Source organism: Tessaracoccus antarcticus, from assembly GCF_003688855.1.
In the GTDB taxonomy this organism is placed as follows: Bacteria; Actinomycetota; Actinomycetes; order Propionibacteriales; family Propionibacteriaceae; genus Arachnia; species Arachnia antarctica.
This window is the reverse complement of the sequence record NZ_REFW01000001.1, coordinates 718,015-738,320: the sequence shown is the minus strand read 5'-3', so window position 1 is coordinate 738,320 and position 20,306 is coordinate 718,015. Positions and strand designations below refer to the sequence as shown.

Annotated in this window: 21 protein-coding genes and 1 riboswitch; of the genes, 12 read left to right on the top strand and 9 right to left on the bottom strand. The window is 69.0% G+C overall.

Features of this window, described 5'->3' with window-relative positions; genetic code table 11:
• Positions 1–28 precede the first annotated feature (28 nt).
• On the bottom strand, positions 29–1,144 hold the full coding sequence (locus EAX62_RS03120; RefSeq protein ID WP_121900184.1) for a cobalt-precorrin-5B (C(1))-methyltransferase: 1,116 nt from the start codon (positions 1,142–1,144) through the stop codon (positions 29–31).
• Entirely contained in the window at positions 1,144–1,806 is a 663-nt protein-coding gene (locus tag EAX62_RS03115; protein WP_121900183.1) for a precorrin-8X methylmutase, read from the bottom strand. Before EAX62_RS03115 ends, EAX62_RS03120 begins: the two co-directional genes overlap by 1 nt.
• Positions 1,807–2,093: 287 nt before the next feature.
• Here EAX62_RS03115 and EAX62_RS03110 point away from each other — a divergent pair, with 287 nt between their 5' ends.
• Genes EAX62_RS03110 through EAX62_RS03095 form a run of 4 tightly spaced genes read left to right on the top strand, consistent with a single transcriptional unit; the run spans position 2,094 to position 4,814 of the window.
• On the top strand, positions 2,094–2,792 hold the full coding sequence (locus EAX62_RS03110) for an energy-coupling factor ABC transporter permease (RefSeq protein WP_121900182.1): 699 nt from the start codon (positions 2,094–2,096) through the stop codon (positions 2,790–2,792).
• Entirely contained in the window at positions 2,785–3,147 is a 363-nt protein-coding gene (locus EAX62_RS03105) for an energy-coupling factor ABC transporter substrate-binding protein (protein WP_233557787.1), read from the top strand. Before EAX62_RS03110 ends, EAX62_RS03105 begins: the two co-directional genes overlap by 8 nt.
• Before the next feature lie 6 nt (positions 3,148–3,153).
• A complete protein-coding gene (gene cbiQ, locus EAX62_RS03100) occupies positions 3,154–3,969 on the top strand; it encodes a cobalt ECF transporter T component CbiQ (protein ID WP_121900181.1) in 816 nt (271 codons plus the stop codon).
• On the top strand, positions 3,966–4,814 hold the full coding sequence (locus tag EAX62_RS03095) for an energy-coupling factor ABC transporter ATP-binding protein (protein WP_121900180.1): 849 nt from the start codon (positions 3,966–3,968) through the stop codon (positions 4,812–4,814). Before cbiQ ends, EAX62_RS03095 begins: the two co-directional genes overlap by 4 nt.
• On the opposite strand, the gene cbiT is transcribed toward EAX62_RS03095, so the two are convergent.
• The gene (cbiT, locus tag EAX62_RS03090; protein WP_121900977.1) at positions 4,780–5,376 is read right to left on the bottom strand and encodes a precorrin-6Y C5,15-methyltransferase (decarboxylating) subunit CbiT; all 597 of its coding nucleotides are present in this window, start codon (positions 5,374–5,376) and stop codon (positions 4,780–4,782) included. The two genes, EAX62_RS03095 and cbiT, sit on opposite strands and share 35 nt — an antisense overlap.
• 67 nt (positions 5,377–5,443) lie before the next feature.
• Positions 5,444–5,594: riboswitch (adenosylcobalamin (AdoCbl) riboswitch) on the top strand.
• Positions 5,595–5,627: 33 nt separating this feature from the next.
• On the opposite strand from cbiT, the gene cobO reads away from it, so the two are divergent.
• Genes cobO through cobA form a run of 3 tightly spaced genes read left to right on the top strand, consistent with a single transcriptional unit; the run spans position 5,628 to position 9,360 of the window.
• On the top strand, positions 5,628–6,224 hold the full coding sequence (cobO, locus tag EAX62_RS03085; RefSeq protein ID WP_121900179.1) for a cob(I)yrinic acid a,c-diamide adenosyltransferase: 597 nt from the start codon (positions 5,628–5,630) through the stop codon (positions 6,222–6,224).
• Complete coding sequence (locus EAX62_RS03080; protein ID WP_121900178.1) at positions 6,218–8,629, top strand: cobyrinate a,c-diamide synthase; 2,412 nt, start codon at positions 6,218–6,220, stop codon at positions 8,627–8,629. Before cobO ends, EAX62_RS03080 begins: the two co-directional genes overlap by 7 nt.
• Positions 8,614–9,360, top strand: coding sequence for a uroporphyrinogen-III C-methyltransferase (gene cobA, locus EAX62_RS03075; protein WP_121900177.1), 747 nt, complete (start codon positions 8,614–8,616; stop codon positions 9,358–9,360). The genes EAX62_RS03080 and cobA overlap by 16 nt, the downstream gene beginning before the upstream one ends.
• A 5-nt stretch (positions 9,361–9,365) precedes the next feature.
• On the opposite strand, the gene EAX62_RS03070 is transcribed toward cobA, so the two are convergent.
• Together EAX62_RS03070 and EAX62_RS03065 are read right to left on the bottom strand one after the other, a co-directional pair.
• Positions 9,366–10,121 (bottom strand): cobalt-precorrin-6A reductase, encoded by a 756-nt coding sequence (locus EAX62_RS03070; RefSeq protein ID WP_121900176.1) that lies wholly within the window; start codon positions 10,119–10,121, stop codon positions 9,366–9,368.
• A gap of 67 nt (positions 10,122–10,188) precedes the next feature.
• A complete protein-coding gene (locus tag EAX62_RS03065) occupies positions 10,189–11,049 on the bottom strand; it encodes a sugar phosphate isomerase/epimerase family protein (RefSeq protein WP_121900175.1) in 861 nt (286 codons plus the stop codon).
• A 209-nt stretch (positions 11,050–11,258) separates the two neighbouring features.
• Here EAX62_RS03065 and iolG point away from each other — a divergent pair, with 209 nt between their 5' ends.
• Entirely contained in the window at positions 11,259–12,242 is a 984-nt protein-coding gene (iolG, locus tag EAX62_RS03060) for an inositol 2-dehydrogenase (protein ID WP_121900174.1), read from the top strand.
• A gap of 87 nt (positions 12,243–12,329) precedes the next feature.
• Here iolG and EAX62_RS03055 read toward each other — a convergent pair whose 3' ends face one another.
• Positions 12,330–13,217 (bottom strand): aldo/keto reductase, encoded by an 888-nt coding sequence (locus tag EAX62_RS03055; RefSeq protein WP_121900173.1) that lies wholly within the window; start codon positions 13,215–13,217, stop codon positions 12,330–12,332.
• A 131-nt stretch (positions 13,218–13,348) separates the two neighbouring features.
• Between EAX62_RS03055 and EAX62_RS03050 the strand changes: the two genes are divergently transcribed.
• Both EAX62_RS03050 and EAX62_RS03045 read left to right on the top strand, forming a co-directional pair.
• Positions 13,349–14,392 (top strand): aldo/keto reductase, encoded by a 1,044-nt coding sequence (locus EAX62_RS03050; protein ID WP_121900172.1) that lies wholly within the window; start codon positions 13,349–13,351, stop codon positions 14,390–14,392.
• Between the two features lie 138 nt (positions 14,393–14,530).
• Positions 14,531–15,103, top strand: coding sequence for a hypothetical protein (locus EAX62_RS03045; protein WP_121900171.1), 573 nt, complete (start codon positions 14,531–14,533; stop codon positions 15,101–15,103).
• An 89-nt stretch (positions 15,104–15,192) separates the two neighbouring features.
• Here EAX62_RS03045 and EAX62_RS03040 read toward each other — a convergent pair whose 3' ends face one another.
• The 3 genes from EAX62_RS03040 to EAX62_RS03030 form a co-directional block, all read right to left on the bottom strand.
• Positions 15,193–15,969: an FAD:protein FMN transferase gene (locus tag EAX62_RS03040; protein ID WP_121900170.1), complete on the bottom strand. Its 777-nt coding sequence runs from the start codon at positions 15,967–15,969 to the stop codon at positions 15,193–15,195.
• A 9-nt stretch (positions 15,970–15,978) separates the two neighbouring features.
• Positions 15,979–16,395, bottom strand: a complete 417-nt coding sequence (locus EAX62_RS03035; protein WP_199711085.1) for an FMN-binding protein — start codon at positions 16,393–16,395, stop codon at positions 15,979–15,981.
• Positions 16,396–16,468: 73 nt separating this feature from the next.
• The gene (locus tag EAX62_RS03030; RefSeq protein WP_199711084.1) at positions 16,469–17,902 is read right to left on the bottom strand and encodes a ferredoxin reductase family protein; all 1,434 of its coding nucleotides are present in this window, start codon (positions 17,900–17,902) and stop codon (positions 16,469–16,471) included.
• 112 nt (positions 17,903–18,014) lie between these two features.
• Here EAX62_RS03030 and EAX62_RS03025 point away from each other — a divergent pair, with 112 nt between their 5' ends.
• Together EAX62_RS03025 and EAX62_RS03020 are read left to right on the top strand one after the other, a co-directional pair.
• On the top strand, positions 18,015–20,051 hold the full coding sequence (locus EAX62_RS03025) for an SEC-C domain-containing protein (RefSeq protein ID WP_147453988.1): 2,037 nt from the start codon (positions 18,015–18,017) through the stop codon (positions 20,049–20,051).
• Positions 20,029–20,283 (top strand): hypothetical protein, encoded by a 255-nt coding sequence (locus tag EAX62_RS03020; RefSeq protein ID WP_121900166.1) that lies wholly within the window; start codon positions 20,029–20,031, stop codon positions 20,281–20,283. The genes EAX62_RS03025 and EAX62_RS03020 overlap by 23 nt, the downstream gene beginning before the upstream one ends.
• Positions 20,284–20,306: the final 23 nt, after the last annotated feature.

Sequence of the window (20,306 nt, the reverse complement as noted above, 5' to 3'; positions counted from 1 at the left end):
GGCACGGATCCCCCACCGGAGCCGGCTTTCAGCTGCGACCGGAATCGCTGGTTCCCACGACGGCGCCGGCCCGGTCTATGCAGGTGACGTCGATGTCGACCGGCGCCCCACGCAGCACCGTGACCGCATGGTCCCGCGCCGCCAGCGCCACGAGATCACCGAGCGGGACCCCTGCGGCTGCGGCCAACTGGAGCGCAGCCATGGCCGTGGTCGACCCGCGGATACCCCGCTGCAGTTCCTCGCCCGCACCGCCATCCCGGGCGAGGGCCGAAAGATGGGCGGTGTCGATGCTGGTGCGGTGTGAATGCAGGTCCAGGTGTCCGTTGGCCAACTTGCTCAGCTTGGCGAACCCGCCCACCAGTGACAGCCGTTCGACGGGATGCCGCGAGACGTACTTGAGCACCGCGCCGGCGAAATCACCCATGTCGAGGAGCGCCAGGGTGGGCAGGCCGAACAGTTCGGTGGCGACGCGCTCAGAGGTGGATCCGGTGCAGCCCGCAAGATGCTGCAGCCCGGCGGCACGTGCGACGTCGACCCCGCGGCGGATGCTGTCGATCCAGGCGCTGCAGGAATAGGGCACCACCACCCCGGTGGTCCCCAGCACCGAGAGGCCGTCGACGATGCCGATGCGTGGGTTCCAGGTGTGTCGCGCCATCCCGGCGCCGTCATCGATGCTGATCTCGACCGCCACGTCGGTGGGGACGCCCCCGCAGCGCAGTGAGACGGCGCGCAGGTTCTCCGTGATCATCCGCCGTGGTCCGGGGTTGATGGCCGGTTCTCCCACAGCCAGTGGCAAGCCCGGCAGCGTGACCCGACCGACCCCGGGACCCCCCGTGAACGTGACGCCCCCGCCGGGGCGGCCACGTCTGACGGTGACCCGCACGAGGGCCGCATGGGTGACGTCGGGGTCGTCGCCGGCATCCTTGGTCACCCCGGCCATCGCCACGTCACCGGACACGTCCTCGACGGTGAGGGCGAAAGAGGGTCGCCGCCCCTGGGGCAGGTCCACCTCGACGGGATCGGGGAACTCGCCTGTCAGCAGCGCCTCCCATGCTGCGGTGGCGGCAGCGGTCGCGCACGCCCCCGTGGTCCAGCCCGGACGCAGCCCCGAGCTGGCCAACTGGCCCTGGCGACCGCCCACCATCAGGGGTTCTGACGCGAGGTGTTGGTCAGCTCGTCGATACTGGCGATCGCGTTCACGGCGGCCACCGTCATGGCGCTGCCGCCGCGACGCCCGTGGACGACCAGGTGTTCCAGCCGCAACCCGCTGTCAGCAAGGGCACGCTTCGACTCGGCTGCCCCGACGAAGCCCACGGGAATGCCGATCACCGCGGCCGGGCGCACACCGGACTGGGCCACCACTTCCAGAAGACGGAAGAGGGCCGTGGGGGCGTTGCCGATGGCCACGACGGCGCCGTCGAGGCGTGGTAGCCACAGGTCCACGGCCGCCATCGTCTTCGTGATGCCCTGTTCCTCCGCGATGGTGGCCAGCCGCGGATCCTTGATGAGGCAGACCACCTCGTTGTCGGCTGGTAGCCGGGAGGCGATGATGCCGGTGGCCACCATGGAGGCGTCGCACAGGATCGGGGCCCCTCGCCGAAGGGCGGCGTTGGCGGCGGCCACCACACCGGGCGTGAAGCCCACCTCCTCGGCGATGCTGGTATCCCCGGCGGCATGCACCATGCGCACGACCGCGCGGGCAACGTCATCGGGGAAGCGGGACAGGTCGGTCTCGGCGCGGATGATCCTGAAGGACTCCTCGTAGATGGCCGATCCGGTGCTCAGGTACTCCGCGCGTTTCACCATCGCAGCGTAGCCATGCCCCGGGGCCGGTCAGCGGCCGGTACCGACGAGCGATCCCGGCCTGCCCAGAGGCTCCGGGGAGGTCCGGGCCTAAACCGCCCCGCCGCGTGGTACGCGGGATCCGGGTGCAAGACTGCCGATACACATCCATTCCGCGAAGGTCACCCAGGAACCCGGGACTCATCCGGGACGGTCGCGCCACTGTGAGCCGCTGAACCATCAGGCGGAAGTCAGGAACTGGAACCCTCGCCCTGTCGCCGGGACGCGAAATCCCGGTGGAAGGACATGCCATGCACATCGCTGAAGGGTTCCTCCCTCCGCTCCAGTGCGCCCTGTGGTTCGCGGCGTCGACGCCGTTCGTGATCCACGGAGCCCGCGAAGTCATCAGGAAGGCCAAGGAATCCCCGGAGAACAAGATGCTGCTGGCTGCGGCGGGGGCCTTCACCTTCGTCCTGTCAGCCATCAAGTTGCCCTCGGTGACCGGCAGTTCCTCCCACCCCACCGGCACCGGCGCTGGCGCCATCCTGTTCGGACCACCCGTCATGGCCTTCCTGGGAACCGTCGTGCTGCTCTTCCAGGCGTTGCTGTTGGCCCACGGCGGACTGACGACACTGGGCGCGAACGTGTTCTCCATGGCCATCGTCGGCCCTTGGTGCGGCTACGCGTTCTACAGGCTCGTTCGCAGGGTGAACGGCCCGGCGTGGCTCGGCATTTTCCTTGCAATGGCCGTCGCCGACCTGGCCACCTACTGCACGACATCCCTGCAACTCGCCCTGGCCTTCCCCGACCCCGTGAGCGGTTTCGCTGGCGCGGTCACCAAGTTCCTCGGCATCTTCGCCCTCACCCAGATCCCGTTGGCGCTGGCCGAGGGCGTGCTGGGCATCCTGCTGTTCGGGTTCCTGGGCCGCGTCGTTCCCCACGAACTGCGCCGCCTCGGAGTCCTGTCCAGCAAGAACACCGGGGCGGAGAAGGAGGCCAGCCATGCGTGAGCACAGGCGCGGCATGACATGGGGGGTGGCCTCCATCCTGCTGGCAGTCCTGGTTGCCATCTTTGCCGTGAGCTTCTTCCTGGCGCCTGATGCCTCCGAGGGCGACGAGAGCTTCGCCGGCACCGACTCAACGGTCACCGCGATCCTTGAGGAGCGGGGCATCGAGCCCTGGTTCACGCCCATCTTCGAGCCGGGCAGCGGCGAGATCGAGTCAGGTCTGTTCGCGCTCCAGGCGGCGTTGGGAGCCGGTCTGCTTGGCTTCGCCCTGGGCAATCTCCACGGGCGTTCCGCGAGCCGCCGCGAGCAGGCGGAGCCGACGCCGCCCGCCTCCCCGGGGCCCATGCCGGCCGAATAGACGTCTATGAACGCGCAGAACATCGCCATCGACGCCGCAGCCTGGGACAGCCCCTGGCGGCGGCGGCGTGTGGGCGAAAAGGTACTGCTCAGCGGGAGCCTCGTGATGACCGCGCTGCTGAGTGATCCCTGGCCGGGCTGCGTCCTCGTGGCCGCGGTGGCGCTGGTCCTGATGCTGGGCCCGGCACGCATCCGCCCCCTGCTCGTGCTGGGGGTGATGGGTGCACCCGCGGTCTTCCTGCTCATCGGAACGCTTCCGGTGGCGGCCACCTGGCATGGGATGGGTGACCTCGCCTGGGGCAACCTGGGATGGGCGACCGACGGGTTCGCGCTCGGCCCCCTGAGGATCACACCGGGGGGTGTCGCCAGGGCGGCGGCCCTGTGGGCGCACAGCCTGGCGGGCACGCTGGCAGTCATCCTGCTGGCCACCACCACCCCCATGGTGGACCTGATGGGGTGGCTCAGAATTCTGAGGATCCCTGACCCACTCATCGAGATCGCATCCCTGACCTACCGGCTGTTGTTCCTCCTGCTGGGCACCACGCTGGCCATCCGGGAGGCCCAGCGCGCCCGGCTGGGGGACGTGGCCAGCTGGAGACGTCGCTGGTCCATTGTTGCCAACGCGCTCGGCAGTGCCCTGATCACCACCTGGGACCGTGCGACGCGGCTGCAGGCCGGTCTTGAGGGAAGGGGATACGAGGATGCCCTCCTCACCCTCAGCCCGACACGCGCCCGCAGCTGGGCCTTCCTCCTGACCGGGGGGGCCTGCCTGGCAGGCATATGGTCGAGCAGCCTGGCCTGGACGCTGTGGGGTGCACGATGAAGTCGGCACCGCCGCTTCTGGCGGCCCATCGCCTGGTGGCCCGCTTCCCCGGGGGTGACGCCGTCCTTCGCCAGGCGAACTTCACCGTCACGAGGGGCAGGCGCGTGGCACTGCTGGGCGCCAACGGTTCGGGCAAGACAACGCTGCTGAGGTGCCTGTCAGGTGCTCTGAAACCTGCAGAGGGGGAGATCGCCTTCGATGGTCAACCACTGCGACACGACCGCGTCAGCCTGCGCGGCCATCGCGCCCGCGTGCAACTGGTGCTGCAGAACCCTGACGAACAACTCTTCTCCGCCGATGTTCGTCAGGATGTCTCCTTCGGGCCACTGAACCTCGGTCTGGATCCGGCCGCTGCCAGCAGCCGGGTGGAGGAGTCCTTGGACCTCCTGGGCATCACCCACCTGGCGGAGCGCCCCGTGCACCAGTTGAGCTATGGGGAGCGCAAACGCGTCACCATCGCCGGTGCCGTGGCCATGAGGCCCCAGGTACTGCTGCTCGACGAACCCACGGCAGGCCTCGACCCGGCCGGGGTTGCCGAACTCATGCAGACCCTCGACAAGCTGTCATCCACGGTGGTGCTCGCCACCCATGACGTGGACCTCGCACTGATGTGGGCCGACGAACTGGCCATCGTCACCGGGCACCTGGTGCGGCAGGGCGGACCGGACATGCTGGCCGACGCCAGCCTGCTGGAAGCCGCGCGACTGCGTCGACCCTGGCAGCTCGATCTCCTGGCCCACCTCGGCCATGACATGGAGATGCTCCGCGGTGACCATGTCCCCCGCACTGTGGCCGATGTGGCTGCGGTGATCAGTCGGAGCGCTTCTGGTGCACCCACGCGATGACGGTGCGGGCCGGCTGCCATCCCGTCAGGCTCCCGAGGGGCTGGGCCGTCTCCACCTGCATCCGGCTGAGCTGGCCTCCCCACCGTCGATGCGCATCGACGCACACCAGTTCCGCCTCGATGGTGATGCCATGCACCACCACCCGGCCTCCCGGCCGCAGCCGCGCCACGGCATGCTCCACCACCTCCACCGTGCCGCCCCCGCCGATGAATACCGCATCCGGCACGGGCAGGCCGTCCAGCACACCAGCGGCCGACCCCTCCACCACCTGCAGGACCCCCGGCTCGGTGAGCCTCTCGGCATTGGCCCGTACCCTGGCCGCACGGGCGCTGTTGCGCTCAATACCTATGGCACGGGCACCCTCCGCGGCGCGGCACCACTCAACGGCCACCGACCCGGCGCCTGCCCCGACGTCCCACAGCAGCTCCCCCGGCAACGGGCGCAGATGGGCCAGTGCAGTGGCCCGGATGTGTCGCTTCGTGATGAGACCGTCGTGCTCGAAGACCTCGTCCGGCAACCCGGGTGTGCGTCCCAGCAGGTGGCAGTGGGGGTCCTCGACCATGGATGGCTCCGTCATGGGCCACATCCTCTCACCAAGGCAGCCCCGCCCTCAGTCCCACCGTGGGCTGATGCCATGATGAGACCGTTGAGGGCGATGGAATACCGGTGCAAGTCCGGAGCGGTCCCGCCACTGTGAGCGACTCGTCGCAAGCCAGGACTTTCCCCTCGACCGGTGCACCACTGGGTGTCACTGACCCGAGGTGGGCGCGGACCCTGCCAGGAGGAATTCATGACGACCCCTGAGACCACCCCATGAGCCACGGTGTCCCCCCTGTGATCCCCGACGACGGGCTGACCACCCGCTCCCGCCGTTTGCGGCCCGTGGTGATCGTCAACACCGGCGACGGCAAGGGCAAGACCACCGCCGCCTGCGGCATGGCCCTGCGCGCCTGGGCGCAGGGATGGTCGCTCGGGGTGTACCAGTTCGTCAAGGCCGCCAGTTGGCACACCGGTGAACAGGACGCCTTTGAGGCCCTGTCCGGACTTGACGGGCGGGCTGAGGTCACCTGGGAGCGCATGGGCACGGGCTGGTCATGGACCCGCGCTCCCGCCGCCGACGCAGAGGCCAGCGCCGTCGCCGGCTGGGCGCACATCCGGGCCGGACTCGCGGAGGAACGGCACCGGTTCTGGCTGCTTGATGAGTTCACCTACCCGATGGTCTGGGGCTGGATTGACGTGGATGAGGTGGTCGAGGTACTGCGCACGCGTCCGGGCACCCAGCACGTGGTCATCACAGGGCGACGCTGCCCCCAGCCGGTCATCGACCTTGCCGATCTGGTCACCGAGATGACCAAGGTGAAGCATCCCTTCGACCAGGGGCAGAAGGGTCAGGTGGGAATCGAATGGTGAGGTGCACCGCTCGTCTCGTGATCGCGGCGCCGGCCTCCGGGCACGGCAAGACCACGGTCGCCACCGGCCTCATGGCCGCGCTGAGCTCCCGCGGTCTCGCGGTGGCGCCCTTCAAGGTGGGACCCGACTACATCGACCCGGGATACCACACGCTCGCGGCCGGACGCCCCGGCCGCAACCTGGACCCGGTCCTGTGCGGTGAGGCCCTCGTGGCCCCACTCTTCGCCCACGGATCACAGGACTGCGACATCGCCGTCATCGAAGGGGTGATGGGTCTCTTCGACGGCAGGCTCGGCAGCCGCGGCTTCGGGTCGACCGCGCACGTGGCCCGGTTACTGAAGGCCCCGGTGCTCCTGGTGGTCGACGTCCGTCACACGTCACGCAGCGCTGCGGCCCTGGTGGCGGGGATGAGCAGCTTCGACCCGGACGTGGAGGTGGCGGGTGTGGTGCTGAACCAGATCGGCAGCCCCCGCCACGAGAAGGAGGTGCGCGACGCGATCGCCGAGCTGGGCATCCCCGTCGTGGGGGCCCTGCCGCGCACACTCGCCATCGAGGCCCCCTCGCGGCATCTCGGGCTCGTGCCCGCCGCGGAGCGCGACGACAGCGGCATCCGGGCCATGGGTGAGGCCGTGGCCGCGCACCTCGACCTGGACGCCATCCTCGCCCTGGCCGGCACGGCAGAGGACCTGGCGTGCACCCCCTGGACCCCGGGGGACGTCGTCGCCCCGCCCTCTGCCCGCCGTCCCAGGGTGGCGGTGGCAGCCGGCCGCGCGTTCACCTTCCGCTACGCCGAAACCGATGAGCTCCTGGTGGCCGCCGGCTGCGAACCCGTCATCTTCGACCCCATGACCGACCCGTCACTCCCCGACGACGTGTCGGGGTTGTGGCTGGGCGGCGGGTTTCCTGAGGTGCACGCCAGCGACCTGCACGCCAACCACACCCTCCTGGCCGACATCCGCCAGCAGGTGAACGGGGGACTACCCACCGTGGCCGAGTGCGCCGGCCTGCTGTACCTGTGCGAGCAGGTGGATGGTCATGGGATGGTCGGGGCCATTCCCGCGACCGCACACATGGGTGCCCGCCTGACCATGGGCTATCGCAACGCCACCAGCGCGGAGGACACCCTGCTGGGGCGCATCGGCGAAACCGTCACCGGGCACGAGTTCCATCGGACGGTGATCACCGATGACGCCGACGCCACGGCGACCCGCCGTTTCGATCCCGCAGCCTGGATTCTCGACGGGAGAGCCGACGGCATCGCCACGGCCACCCTGCACGCCTCCTACCTGCACGTCCACTGGGCCGGGCACCCGCAACTGGCCCAGCGTTTCGCCGACGCAGTCCACCAGCACGCGGCCGCCGTCGAATGTTTCGGACCCTCGGGGCCTGACGTGTGGCACCACGGGGATCGCGACCTGCGAGCGGGCCTCGTGGACTTCGCCGTGAACGTGAGACGCCCCCGCCCCCCGGACTGGTTGATGGAGGAGCTGACACGCGACGTCGACTGGGCCAGTTACCCGGACGCCACCCCCGCCCGGAAGGCCATCGCAGCCCATCACGGCGTCGAGGAGGCGATGGTGCTTCCCGTGGCCGGGGCGGCGGAGGCGTTCACGCTGATCGCCCGCGCCATCGGTGGCTCCAGCCTCGTGGTGCATCCACAGTTCACCGAGACCGAGGCGGCGCTCCTGGCGGCAGGCCGAAATCCGCAGCGCCACCTCCTCCGCGCCGACGACGGCTTCGCACTGCACCCCCTGGACGTGCCGCACGCCGATCTCGTGATGGTGGGCAATCCCACCAACCCGACCGCCGTCCTCCACACATCCGCCTCGTTGAGGCAGCTGGAGGCCGAGGTAGTGGTGGTGGACGAAGCTTTCATGGACTGCATCCCCGGGCAGGCCGAGAGCCTCATCAGCGCCGACATGACGGGGCAACTGGTCCTGCGCTCCCTCACCAAGACATGGGCGCTCGCCGGCATCCGCGCAGGCTACGTGGTTGGCGACCCCGCGCTGATACGGCTGCTGACACTCCAGCAGCCACCCTGGTCGGTCTCCACCCCCGCGGTGACCGCCATGGTGGCCTGCCTCCGCGACGGCTCCCGGTTGGAGGCCGACGCGCTCGCCCGGGAGGGCGTGTTCCACCGCATGGATCTCGCGGAACGTCTGCACCAGATCGGCCTGAGCCCGGTACCGGGCTCCGCCCCCTTCGTCCTGGTCGACACCAGCCCCATCTGCACGACGTCACTCCGCGAGCCGCTGGCCGGCAAGGGGTTCGCGGTCCGGCGGGGCGAAACCTTTCCGGGGTTGGGCCCCAGCTGGCTCCGGCTGGCAGTGCGCACCCCCTCACAACACCATCGACTGGTCGAGGCGCTCGCCCAGCTCAAGGAGGAAACGTGCACACAACCTTGACGCCCGGTGAGGTGGTCCTCGTGGGAGGCGGTCCCGGAGATCCGGGGCTCATCACGGTGGCCGGACTCCGTGCCCTGCAACAGGCCGACGTGATCCTGCACGACAGGCTCGGCCCGGTCTCCTGCCTCGACGAACTGCAGCAGAACCCCGACGTCATCAACGTGGGCAAGATCCCCCGTGGTGCCTTCACACCGCAGGAGCGGATCAACGAGATCCTCATTGAGAAGGCACGTGAGGGTCTCAGGGTCGTGCGGCTCAAGGGCGGCGACTCGTTCGTGTTCGGCCGGGGCGGGGAGGAGTGGGAGGCCTGCGCAGCAGCCGGGATTCCCGTCCGGGTGATCCCCGGCGTGACCTCGGCGGTGTCCGTACCGGCATTGGCGGGTGTGCCCCTCACACATCGTTCCCTGGTGCAGGGGTTCACCGTTGTCTCCGGGCATGTCCCTCCCGAGGATCCGCGCAGCACGGTGGACTGGAGTGCACTGGCCCACACCAACACCACCCTGGTCTTGCTGATGGCAGTGAAGTATCTGCCACAGATCACGGCCCGGCTGCTCGACTCAGGACTTGCCCGCGACACACCGGCCATGGTGGTCAGCGAAGGATCGCTCCCGGGACAGTGCACAGTGTTCTCCACGCTGGCGCAGGTGGCCGATGACGCCCTGGCCCAGACAATTGCACCCCCAGCGATCGTGGTCATCGGCGCGGTCGCCTCCCTGGCGCTCCAGGGCTGACCCCCTCACACCCCGCCCCTCAGCCCCCTGGACAACCAGTCAACGGCCTCGTCCACCGTGGACACCCGGGTGACTCCCTCCAGTGGTGGTGGCCGTCGAATGACGACCACCGCAACTCCCTGCTCGGCGGCCGCATGGAGCTTCGCCTCCGTGTGTTCACCGCCGGAGTCCTTGGTGACGAGCACCGTGACGGCGTGCCGTCGCAGGAGCTCCCGCTCCCCCGCCAGGGTGAACGGCCCCCGCGCGCACAGCAGAAGCCACCTGGGTGGAAGGAGTCCGGGCGGTGGTTCTGCAACGCGGGCCACCACAGTGCACTCGCCCAGTTGCGTGACGTAGTCCAGGGTGTGCTGGCGGCCGACGGTCAGCAGCACCGCACCTCCCAGGCCGTGGGCCGCACGGGCTGCCTCGCTGTGGTCACCGACCCAGTGCCATGTGTCGGCCAGTGGATGGTCGAACCATCCTGGACGGGCCAGCCGCACCAGCGGGACCCCCAGCCGTGAACACGCCTGCTCCGCGTTGCGGCTCATCGACTCGGCGAAGGGGTGCGTCGCATCCACGACGGCGCTGACACGCCCGTCCAGCAGGTACGCGGCCAGGCCGTCGACACCACCGAAGCCGCCGCTGCGAACGGGCCCGGCCGTCAGGGGGGTCGACGTGCGTCCCGCCAACGAGAGCACCGCCGGCACGCCTCGATCCACCAGCACCTGCGCGACCGCGCGGCCCTCAGCCGTCCCCCCCAGCACCAGAATCACGACACCCATCCAACCACCCGGCGGCTCCGCGGACAGGAGTGTGCCCGCCGACCGGTTGCGTCCCGATGGGTGGGCCTCAGGCCAGCGCCTTCAACGCCTCCAGCGATGCCTTGGCGTTGTTGACAGGTCCGCCATCGGCCGGCGGCTCCTCGTCCAGCATGATGTCCTGCTCCAGCACCCAGTAACCGTCGAAGCCAGCGTCGTCCAACAGAGCGACGATGGCGGAGAAGTCGATGTCGCCCTGACCGATGGGGGCGAACATGCCGGCCTTGATGCCCTGGCTCCACGTGATGGCACCGGGGAGCAGCTGGTCGGTGATGTCCTTGCGGACGTCCTTGGCGTGGACGATGTCCACGCGGTCGGCGTAGGTGCGCACCAGTTCCACCACGTCGGCCCCGCCGCAGGCGAGGTGCCCCGTGTCGAGGCAGAGACCCACGGTGGAGTTGTCGAGGACACGCTCCACCTCGTCAACGTTTTGCACCATGGTTCCCCAGTGCGGGTGCAGGCAGGCGGTGACGCCCCTGGCCGCGCACACCTCACGGATGCGAGACATGTTGGAGAACAGCGTCTGCCATCCGGCCTCGTCCAGGACGAGACGGTCGTCGTAACCGTCGAGACCGGAGTCAGCCGCCAGGACGAGGAACTCGCCACCGGCCACCTCGAAGGCGCGCAACTCCGCCTCGACCTGCGGGATCGGGTCGAAGTCCGGGTCGTGCATGACCGCCAGGAAGAACGAGCCCACCGGCTTGAGGCCGAACTCACCCACCACGGCCGCGCGTTCCTCGGCGTCGACGGGGAGCCAGCCCTGCGGCCCGAACTCCGTGGCTGTGAGGCCGATCTGCTGCATTTCCGCCAGGACGCGTTCGGGTGCCATCTGGTAACCCCAGTCCGGCACCTCGCACACACCCCAGCTGATGGGCGCTCCAGCAATCTTCATCTCTGCTCCAAAGGTTCGTCAGCGGTGACTCGTGCCACCGAGGCTAGCAGTGCCCTTATGTGCTAGCAAAGCAGGGTGACTCTGTGGCAGATCCGGTGGTCGACGCTCGCAAGGCCCGATTCTTGTGTGGACATATGGCATGATGACCATGCCTCAGGTTTTCGACGCCGACCGCCAGGGGGCCACACAATCCCCAGAAGGAGAAACACATGACCCGCATCGCCATCATTGGGGCCGGACGCATCGGTCAGGTCCACGCCCGCGCCGTCCTTGCGCACCCGCAAGCCGAGCTGGCACTGGTGTGCGATCCCTTCGAGGCCAACGCCCGGTCCCTGGCCGAGGCGCACGGTGTGGCGTGGTGCCTGGACGCCGCCGAGGTCTTCGCGTCCGACGACGTGGACGCCGTCATCATCGGTTCCCCCACACGCTTCCACGTGGACCACATCCTGGCCGCCGTCGCAGCCGGAAAGAAGGTGCTCTGCGAGAAGCCCGTCGCACTGGAGCTGTCCGAGGCCGAGCGCTGCCTCCGCGAGCTGGGCGAGAACACCGACGTGATGATGGGCTTCAACCGACGCTTCGACCCCACGTTCAGCGAAATCCACCACCGCGTGGCCGACGGTGAGATCGGTGACGTTCAGCAGCTCATCGTCGTCTCCCGCGACCCCGCCGCACCCCCGGCCGAGTACGTCGCGGGCTCCGGCGGCATCTTCAAGGACATGACCATCCACGACTTCGACATGGTGCGCTTCTTCCTGGGCGACATCGTGGAGGTGGTGGCCATCGGCACGAACGTCGACGAGGCCATCGCAGCCCAAGGCGACTTCGACCAGGTGATCGTCACCCTCAAGTCTGCCGAGGGGCGGATGGCCACCATCATCAACTCCCGCACCTGCTCATTCGGCTACGACCAGCGCCTTGAGGCGTTCGGCTCCGAGGGCACGCTCAGTGCCGACAACCTCACGGCCACGGCGGTCCGCAAGGCCTCCGGTAACCAGACAGAGGCAAAGTCGCGGGTCATGGACTTCTTCCTCGACCGCTACGTCGACGCGTACCGCCTGGAACTGGACGCCTTCCTCACGGCTGTCGCGGACGGCTCCCCCATGTCGCCGTCGGTGCGCGACGGCTACGAGGCGCTGCGCCTCGCTGATGCCGCGACCATCAGCGCGCACGAGGGCCGCATCGTCTCACTGTGAGGCGCGCGGCCCGCGAGCGACTGCGCCACGGGTTCCCCCCCCCAGAGAGGGGAACCCATCTGGCGGGGGTCCGCGATCAGGTGAAGCTCACCGCAGGACTGCCGCGGAGATGCTGGACAACTCCTCAGCGGAGAGTTCGAGGTTCGCAGCCAGTGCGGAGTCGCGGATGGTTTCCGGGCGGGATGCCCCGGGGATCGGGATCACGTGGCCACCGAGCGACAACTCCCACGCCAGGGTGACCTGCTGCGGGCTGACGTCGTGGGCCGCAGCCACCTTCGCGATGGCCGGGTAGCTCTCGCCCACTCGTTTCGCGCCGCCACTGGTACCGCCCAGGGGTGACCACGGGAGGAACGCGATGCCGTGTTCCCCGCAGAAGTCCAGTTCCGGCTTGCTCGTGTGGTGGAACTTCGGGGAGAACTCGTTCTGGACGGCGGCGAGCCCTCCGTCTCCGAGCACGTCCACGGCCACCTGGATCTCCTCGACGTTGGCGTTCGAGATGCCGATCTCCTTGATGAGGCCTTCACTCCTGAGGTCCGACAAGGCTTCGATGGTCTCGGAGTACAGGCGCTGACGGTCGGGACGGTGCACGTAGTACAGGTCAATGAAGTCCAGTTCCAGGGCTTCGAGCGACTTCTGCACCGCCGTGCGCAGGTACTCCGCAGACCCGTCACGTCCCCAGCCCTCAGCGCTGCGGGTGATGCCGCCCTTCGTGGCGATGACAACGTCGTCGGGCCGCCCGCCGTGGGCCTTCAGCGCCTTCGCCACCAGCCTCTCGTTGTGACCCATCTGGTCCCAGCTGGGCGCGTAGATGTCTGCGGTGTCGATGAGCGTGATGCCCGCATCGAGTGCGGCGCGGATGGTCTCGATGGCCTGTGCCTCGCCGGGCAGTTCGCCGCCGCTCATCGACGACGGCATGGCACCGAGGCCGATCGGGGACACCGTGAACTGGCCTAGGGAGCGCTTCGTCTTCGTCATGCTTCGACCCTAGCGCGGCACCTCGGTCAGAAGCAGGGACAGCCCTCCCGCGCTGAACAGCGCAGTAGCCTGCACACCAACGGCACTGCACCGCGAGTGCCTCCGCGCACCGCTGTCCAAGGAGAACCGATATGAGGGACCTTCGAACGCTGGGGCATTCCGGGCTGCTGGTCAGCCCCCTGACGCTGGGCACCATGACGATGGCCAACCCGGGCTGGGGTTCGGACGAGAAGGAATCGGGCAGGATCCTCGACCGGTTCCTTCAGGCGGGCGGCAACGCCATCGACACCGCCGACGTGTACGCCGACGGCGCCACCGAGGAACTGTTGGGTCGACTCATCTCCGACCGAGGGATCCGCGATGCCGTGGTCATCGCGACGAAGTACGGATTCGGTGGCGGCGGTGGGCTCGTGACCGGAGGTGCCGGGCGCGCCACGATGGTCCGGGCCCTCGAGGGATCCCTCCGGCGCCTGGCCACAGACCGTATTGACCTGTACTGGATGCACACCTGGGACGGTCTCACCCCCGCGTCCGAAGTGGTGCAGGGCATGGCGGACCTCATCGCTGCAGGGAAGGTCTCACACTGGGGACTGTCCAACACTCCCGCCTGGTTCGCCGCCCAGGCCATCACCCTCGCCCGCGCCCACGGGTTGCCGACCCCCATTGCACTGCAGTTGGAGTACTCGCTCGTCGCCCGTGACATCGAACGCGAACATGTGCCGGCGGCCAGGGAACTCGGCATGGGCGTCGTGCCGTGGAGCCCGCTTGCGGGCGGCTTTCTGACGGGAAAGTACCGACGCGACGACCCGGCGGCCGCCGCCGGGGGCAGGCTGACCAAGGACAACCCCTTCAGCGACTCCAAGTTCACCGACCACAACTGGGCGGTGCTGGACGCGCTCGCCGAGGTTGCGGAGGGTGTGGGCCGGCCGGCCGCCGAGGTTGCGACCGCCTGGGTTCTGGACCGCCCCGCCGTCGACACCGTGCTGGTGGGGGCCAGGACTCTCGACCAGCTGAACACCAGCCTGGCGGCAGCGGAGCACCCGCTCCCCTCCGATGCGCGGGAGCGGCTGGACGCAGCCAGCGCGCAGGACCTCGGCTACCCCTACGACATCTTCACGCCACGGATGGCGGCAAACATATGTGGTGGAGGCACGCCCGTGCACCGCCTTCGGTGACTCACTGGTGGCCCACTCCCGGCCATCTTCCACGAAATCCTCACGTGGTTCCCAGCCGCACCACAGACTCCTGACAGTCTCGTTTCGGATGGTGGATTCCACACCGGAGACTCCGGTTCAGCTGTGGAAGGAATCACCATGAGGAAGAAACTGATCGCCGGGGCAGCCGGCGTTGCACTGGTCTCCGGCATCGGGCTGGGCATGACCCAGATGGCCCAGGCCGAGACCCCCGCCCCCACCCCCAGCACCAGTTCATCCGCTGCACCGGGTGACACCACATCGACCATGCACCGCCATGAGGGCCGCCGGCACGGCGGCAAGGGGCTGGAGGTCTCGGCCCTTGCCACCAAGCTGGGGCTGCCCGAGGCGACCGTTGCTGACGCCCTGTCCGCGGTGCGCGATCAGGTCCAACCCGCCACACGCCCATCGCCGGAGGCCACACCGGCGGAGAGGGAAGCCGCCCGGGGGGCACGACAGGCCGCCCTCGCCAAGGCGCTCGCCAGCGAGCTGAACATCGACGAGGCCAGGGTCACCACGGCCCTGACCGAGCTCCGGACCGAGAGGCACGCCGCCCGCACGGACGAGGAGAAGGCCACCCTCGACAGGGCCGTCGCCGACGGCAAACTGACCCGCACCGAGGCGGACGCCGTCCAGAAGGCCATCGATTCCGGCATCGTCTCCACCGGGGGCGGAGGCCACGGCCGACGCTGAGGGGACTGCACGAGGGGGCCTGCGGCCGATGGCCGCAGGCCCCCTCAGCCTGTTCCCCAGCATCGTGTGACGAACAGCGCCGCGATGCCCTACGCCATGGTGACGGCGTAGCCGGGCGCGCCCGTCGCGAAGGCTCCACGCGTCCGGGCGGCTCCAACGAAGAGGGCCGTGGCCCAGATGTCAGCCCAGAGGAGCGTGGGGCCAGTGACGGTGACCGAACCGGGACGCTCGATCATCGTGCCGCCATCAGGCTCGTAGAGGTGGGCGCCCCGCGCATAGGTACCCGACGTCGCCACGGCTCCTTCGCTCAGGGCGAGCGCCCCCACCAGTCGCGTGCGCTCAGCGGGGTCCTGAATCCCGACGTTCCAGACGATCGCACCCTCCCCCCGGCGTGGCAGGTTGGGGTGGGCGCCGACGCGAAGGTCACCGCCTGCGTTGATGCACCATGAGACGCCGGGCAGGACCGCGAGATGTTCTGCGGCCAGGTCGACCGTCCAGCCCTTGACCAGCCCGGTGGGGTCGAACTCCAGGCCACCGTCGCCGCTGGGCAGCATGGTGGTGAACGCGCCACGGGTGACCTGTTCTGCTTGTTCGCCCAGGGCGAGGGCCTCGCGCATCCGCGTGCTGCACTGGTCGATTCCCACCTCCCCTCGCCGCAGACGCATCAACTGCGACTGCGGAGCGTAGGTGGAGAAGATCTCGTCCATTGCGTGGAAGGTGGCGAAGGCGGCTCCCACCGCCCGGCTCGCCGCGTCCGAGTCGATGTCGTTGCCGCGCAGGTGGATGCTCACGGGCATGCCCATGTGGTGCTCCACCCAGGCACGCCGCGAATGCGGGGCCTCGTTCATGGTGTTGCGCTGGCTCATGCCTGCTCCTCAGAGGTGCGCCTGGTCGAGGGCGGACTGGAGGGATGCGGTGTAGCCGCCCCAGGTGAGCGTCGCACCGGAGACGACGTCGATCTGGGCGGACTGTACGTCGATGACCTCCCCGTTGTACACGGGGACGGCTCGGGAGTTGATCTCCTGGTCGTGCCCGTCCGCCATCGGCGCCTGGAGCGCCTGCGCCGCCGTCACCTTGCCGTCGGCGACGGTGATCTGTACCTGGACGGCCCCGTAGGGGGTCATCACGGCCTGTCCGTCGTACGTCGCGGCCGCCGCGGTGCTGGCGCCCGTGGCCGGATCGGCTCCGGGCAGGGCTGAAGGCCGGGAGGCAACGGGAACCGAGCCGTTGACGGTGGAGCCCAGCGACGTGTGGTAGTTGAACAACAGCACGAGAACGCTCAGGGTGCTCATGCCCCAGAGGGTGATGCGTCGCATGATGTCTCGTCTCTGATCGGGGGTTGCGGGGAAAGTGAAGTGGAGTGGCTCAGTAGCTGAAACGCTCGTGGTGGATGGAGCCCCCGGGTACGCCGGCTCCCCGGGCAGCGGCAACCACGGTGTCCATCCATCGCGGCGCACCGCAGATGTAGACGTCACGGTCGGCGATGTCGGGGACGATCCTTCGGAGTGCCTCTGCGTCGTCCACATCACCCGCCTCGACGGGCAGCCAGCTGTCCCGCGCAGGATGGCGATGACCGACGACGGGAATCACACTGGCTCCACGCACGGCAGCCAGGGCCGTCAGTTCCCCGGCCAGCACCATGTCGTCCCGGCTGCTGACGCGGTGGATCACCACCACGTTTCCGGGGCCTGCGGGCAGTTCCTCCAGCAGTGCGCGCAGGGGTGTGATGCCAATGCCCGCACCGATGAGCACCGACTTCTCCCGGGTGCGGACCCCCGCATGGAGCCGGCCGTAGGGCCCCTCGACCAGCACAGGGGTCCCCACCCTCAGGCGGGACAGCCGCGCGCTGGAATCCCCGACGGCGTCGACGGTGATGCGCAGCGACCGGCCGTCCGGGGCGGCCGAGAGCGAGTACGGGTTGGCGCGTGAGGACCCGGGACCGTCGATGAAGCGCCACTGGAAGAACTGTCCGGCCCGAACCTTCAGGCGGTGGAGCTCGCGTCCCGTGACGACGACGGACATGACGCTCGGCGACTCCGCGACGACCTGGGAGACCACGAGCCGGTGTCGAAGCGAACGGGTCAGCGGCACCACGACCCTGAACACCAGGACTGCGGCCAGCGCGGTGGCGTAGAGGCCCCACCAGAAGACCGTGGACACCGCGCTCACCCGGAAGTCCTGGCCCGTCCACAACTGGTGCGGCAGGGCAAGTCCTGCGCCGACGTAGGCGTAGAGATGCAGCAGGTGCCACGACTCGTAGCGCAGGCGTCTCCGGGCCGCCCGGATGGACGTCACCACGACCATGACCAGCGCCACGGCGCCAGCCAGCGCCAGCAGCATTCCGGGTGAGTTGAGGACCTCGTCAAGGAATGTGCCGACGACCCCCACGCCGGTGCCCACGCTGTAGCCGACGATGACGAGGACGATGTGGGCGAGCATCAGGTTGAACGACGTGAAGCCGACCAGCCTGTGCACACGGGCCAACTCGTCCTGGCCCCACGCCTGTTCAACGAACGGGATGCGCGCCATGAGCAGCACCTGCAGCAGGATCAGCGCCGAGGCGAGCAGACCGGTAATCCGCCCGACGCTCGTCACACCATCGGCCACCGTGCCAAAGCTGGCGAGACCCCCTCCCGCCACCCAGAGTGCGCCCACGAACAACAGAACTGCCCACGCCAGCGCCGCCGAGACGTCGCGCCACCAGCGGGGCGTCACCCCGTCCACGTGGGGCATCGAAGGCGTCGAACTCTCCTGGGGGATTGCCGGGAGTGGCCTGTCGGGCGCGAGGGCTGTGCTCATGGACGAAACATTCCAGCTGGATGCTGTGACGGCGCTGTGAAGCAGTCAGCCGCACCCTGTGACCGGTGCGCCCTCGTGGCTCTCGTCCGGCCACGCCGGTAGTGTCGCCACCATGTCCGCCACCCCACTCGAGCCTGCCGAACCGGTGATCCGTCGTCACCTCGCGGCGCACGGACCGATGACAACGGATGCGCTCATCGACGCTCTGGTGGCCGAGGGCGTCGACCTCGGAGCCTGTCCGGAGGATCGGTTGCTGGAGGTGCTCGACGAGGGCACGGACGTGGTCGTGGCGTTGACCGATGGACGTCTGGCCTGGCTGCCGGGGCTGCTGGAGGGTCGCGTCTTCACCCACCGTCTCAGTGGAGCGGAGGCGGCGCACGACTTCCTCGGCATCGGGCCAGACCTGATGCCTGTCACCATCCTCACCGAGAGCGAGATCCATCGCCGACTCGTGGACGGGTCCCAGATCGGGGAGGTGGGGCCCTGGTCCGACGTCGCGTTGTGGGAGGCGCGTGGCCTCGACGTCGCGGACATGGAACACGACCAGAACTGGTTGCTGCCGCCTGGCCACTTCGAGGGAGTGGGTGCGCAGGCCGGGGACCTCATCGGGGTGCGGGTCACCGACGCCGGATTCGACATCATCGCCGTGGACGCCGTGAAGAAGTCGACTGCTGCCGCCGCGATTGCCGCCCGACTCGGCCCGCCGGATCACCCGGAAACGGTGGCTGAAGCGGTCTGGATGGTCTGCGACAAGCACATCGATGCCTTTCGGGAGCCGGTCGCACCACTGGGTGAACTCCTCACGGCCCTGGGACTCGTACTGGAAGGCGAGTGGGTGGCACCCGCCGGGTTCGACTTCGACATCTGGAGGGCGAGCACCAGGATCGGGGACCTCATGACCCACCACGACCTGGACCTCGACGAGGCCACGGCCGTCCTCACGGCCCTGAGGCTCCATGAAAGAATCAGCGACGTCGTCGACACCGTGTTCGACACCTCGGAGGAGTCCGACTGGGGCGACGACAACGCCCCCCTGCCCCAGCTGATGCAGCGCGCGCACCAGGCGGCCACCTCCACCGATTTCGAGGCCGACACCAGATTCATGGACACCCGCGATGCCCTGGACTTCTTCGACGAGCCCATCGTCGCGGAGGCGTTCCTGTCCGAAGCCAGCTCCGGTGACGGCTTCTTCGCCACCACCCTGGTCGTGTTCGCCCAGTTCTTCGAGAAGCTCGCCCCGCGCGCTGCACGCCCGGCGATGCTGTGGTTGCAGGGCAGGGCCCACGAGCATGTCGGGGAGATCGAGCTGGCCGAACAGGCCTTCCGTGCTGCGGAGGCGCTGGATCCCGCGTGGCCTCTGACCCTGATGTCACTGGCCCGCCTTGCCAGTGATCGGGGCGATGCGGAGCGTGGCTTGTCACTGCTGCGCCGCGCGGGGACGCTGCCCGATGCCCCCCTCATGAAAATGTTGGAGGCGTTTCAGCCGGCCCCCCACCCCGACCTTGCCCGAAATGCGCCCTGCTGGTGCGGCTCGGGGCGCAAGTACAAGCAGTGCCACCTGCGGGAGCAGCTGTCCCTTGCTGAGCGGGCGGCCTGGCTGTACGAGAAGGCAGTCACCGACCTGCTGGCCGGCCCCTTCTCCTCCCTGCTCCTGGACGTCGCGAGCGCACGGACCGAGGACCGGGAGGTTCAAGACGCCCTGGGGACGGCGCTCGATGACCAACTCGTACGCGACGTCGTGCTCTTCGAAGGTGGCGCATTCGCGCATTTCCTGGACCGTCGCGGCTCCCTCCTCCCCAAGGACGAGCTGCAGCTCGCCGAGCAGTGGCTGCTGGTGGAGCGCTCGGTGCACGACGTCGTCGGCGTCCAGCCGGGCGTCTCGATGACCCTGCGCGATCTGCGGACCGGCGACGTCAACGAGGTGCACGCAGCCGCCGTCAGCACAGGGGTCCAGCCCGGTGAGCTGTACTGCGCCCGGGTGGTCCCTGCCGGGGGCACGATGCACATCGTCGGCGGGCTGGCACCCGTGTCACCCGACGAGCGCGACGACCTCGTCGCCCTGCTGGACAACCTCGCGGACCCGGTGGAACTGGTCGCCGTCCTGTCGCGACAATCCCTCAGGAGTGGTGAACCTCCAGCGCCTCGATGAGGTGTTGCATGACCACAAGGGCTGCGCGGAGGTCGTCGCCCCCCACGGCGTCGCCGATGCGATCTGCCCACGGGTGCTGCGCAACCAAGATGCGCCGGACTGCCCAGTAGCCCGCTTCGGTGCAGGCGAGCAGCTGGGAGCCTGGCGCGTCATGCCCATGAGCCGGGCGATGTATCAACCGAACCGGCGCGTCCTCTTCACCGGTACAGGGCATCGCCAGCACGGGCGGTAGCCCCCACCAACAGGAGGCACTGC

What these genes read in the sequence shown, in the direction of transcription:
- EAX62_RS03120 (WP_121900184.1), bottom strand. Translation starts at nt 1,144, where the DNA reads ATGGTGGGCGGTCGCCAGGGCCAGTTGGCCAGCTCGGGGCTGCGTCCG.
- EAX62_RS03115 (WP_121900183.1), bottom strand. Translation starts at nt 1,806, where the DNA reads ATGGTGAAACGCGCGGAGTACCTGAGCACCGGATCGGCCATCTACGAG.
- EAX62_RS03110 (WP_121900182.1), top strand. Translation starts at nt 2,094, where the DNA reads ATGCACATCGCTGAAGGGTTCCTCCCTCCGCTCCAGTGCGCCCTGTGG.
- EAX62_RS03105 (WP_233557787.1), top strand. Translation starts at nt 2,785, where the DNA reads ATGCGTGAGCACAGGCGCGGCATGACATGGGGGGTGGCCTCCATCCTG.
- cbiQ (WP_121900181.1), top strand. Translation starts at nt 3,154, where the DNA reads ATGAACGCGCAGAACATCGCCATCGACGCCGCAGCCTGGGACAGCCCC.
- EAX62_RS03095 (WP_121900180.1), top strand. Translation starts at nt 3,966, where the DNA reads ATGAAGTCGGCACCGCCGCTTCTGGCGGCCCATCGCCTGGTGGCCCGC.
- cbiT (WP_121900977.1), bottom strand. Translation starts at nt 5,376, where the DNA reads ATGGTCGAGGACCCCCACTGCCACCTGCTGGGACGCACACCCGGGTTG.
- cobO (WP_121900179.1), top strand. Translation starts at nt 5,628, where the DNA reads ATGAGCCACGGTGTCCCCCCTGTGATCCCCGACGACGGGCTGACCACC.
- EAX62_RS03080 (WP_121900178.1), top strand. Translation starts at nt 6,218, where the DNA reads ATGGTGAGGTGCACCGCTCGTCTCGTGATCGCGGCGCCGGCCTCCGGG.
- EAX62_RS03070 (WP_121900176.1), bottom strand. Translation starts at nt 10,121, where the DNA reads ATGGGTGTCGTGATTCTGGTGCTGGGGGGGACGGCTGAGGGCCGCGCG.
- EAX62_RS03065 (WP_121900175.1), bottom strand. Translation starts at nt 11,049, where the DNA reads ATGAAGATTGCTGGAGCGCCCATCAGCTGGGGTGTGTGCGAGGTGCCG.
- iolG (WP_121900174.1), top strand. Translation starts at nt 11,259, where the DNA reads ATGACCCGCATCGCCATCATTGGGGCCGGACGCATCGGTCAGGTCCAC.
- EAX62_RS03055 (WP_121900173.1), bottom strand. Translation starts at nt 13,217, where the DNA reads ATGACGAAGACGAAGCGCTCCCTAGGCCAGTTCACGGTGTCCCCGATC.
- EAX62_RS03050 (WP_121900172.1), top strand. Translation starts at nt 13,349, where the DNA reads ATGAGGGACCTTCGAACGCTGGGGCATTCCGGGCTGCTGGTCAGCCCC.
- EAX62_RS03045 (WP_121900171.1), top strand. Translation starts at nt 14,531, where the DNA reads ATGAGGAAGAAACTGATCGCCGGGGCAGCCGGCGTTGCACTGGTCTCC.
- EAX62_RS03040 (WP_121900170.1), bottom strand. Translation starts at nt 15,969, where the DNA reads ATGAGCCAGCGCAACACCATGAACGAGGCCCCGCATTCGCGGCGTGCC.
- EAX62_RS03035 (WP_199711085.1), bottom strand. Translation starts at nt 16,395, where the DNA reads ATGAGCACCCTGAGCGTTCTCGTGCTGTTGTTCAACTACCACACGTCG.
- EAX62_RS03030 (WP_199711084.1), bottom strand. Translation starts at nt 17,902, where the DNA reads ATGAGCACAGCCCTCGCGCCCGACAGGCCACTCCCGGCAATCCCCCAG.
- EAX62_RS03025 (WP_147453988.1), top strand. Translation starts at nt 18,015, where the DNA reads ATGTCCGCCACCCCACTCGAGCCTGCCGAACCGGTGATCCGTCGTCAC.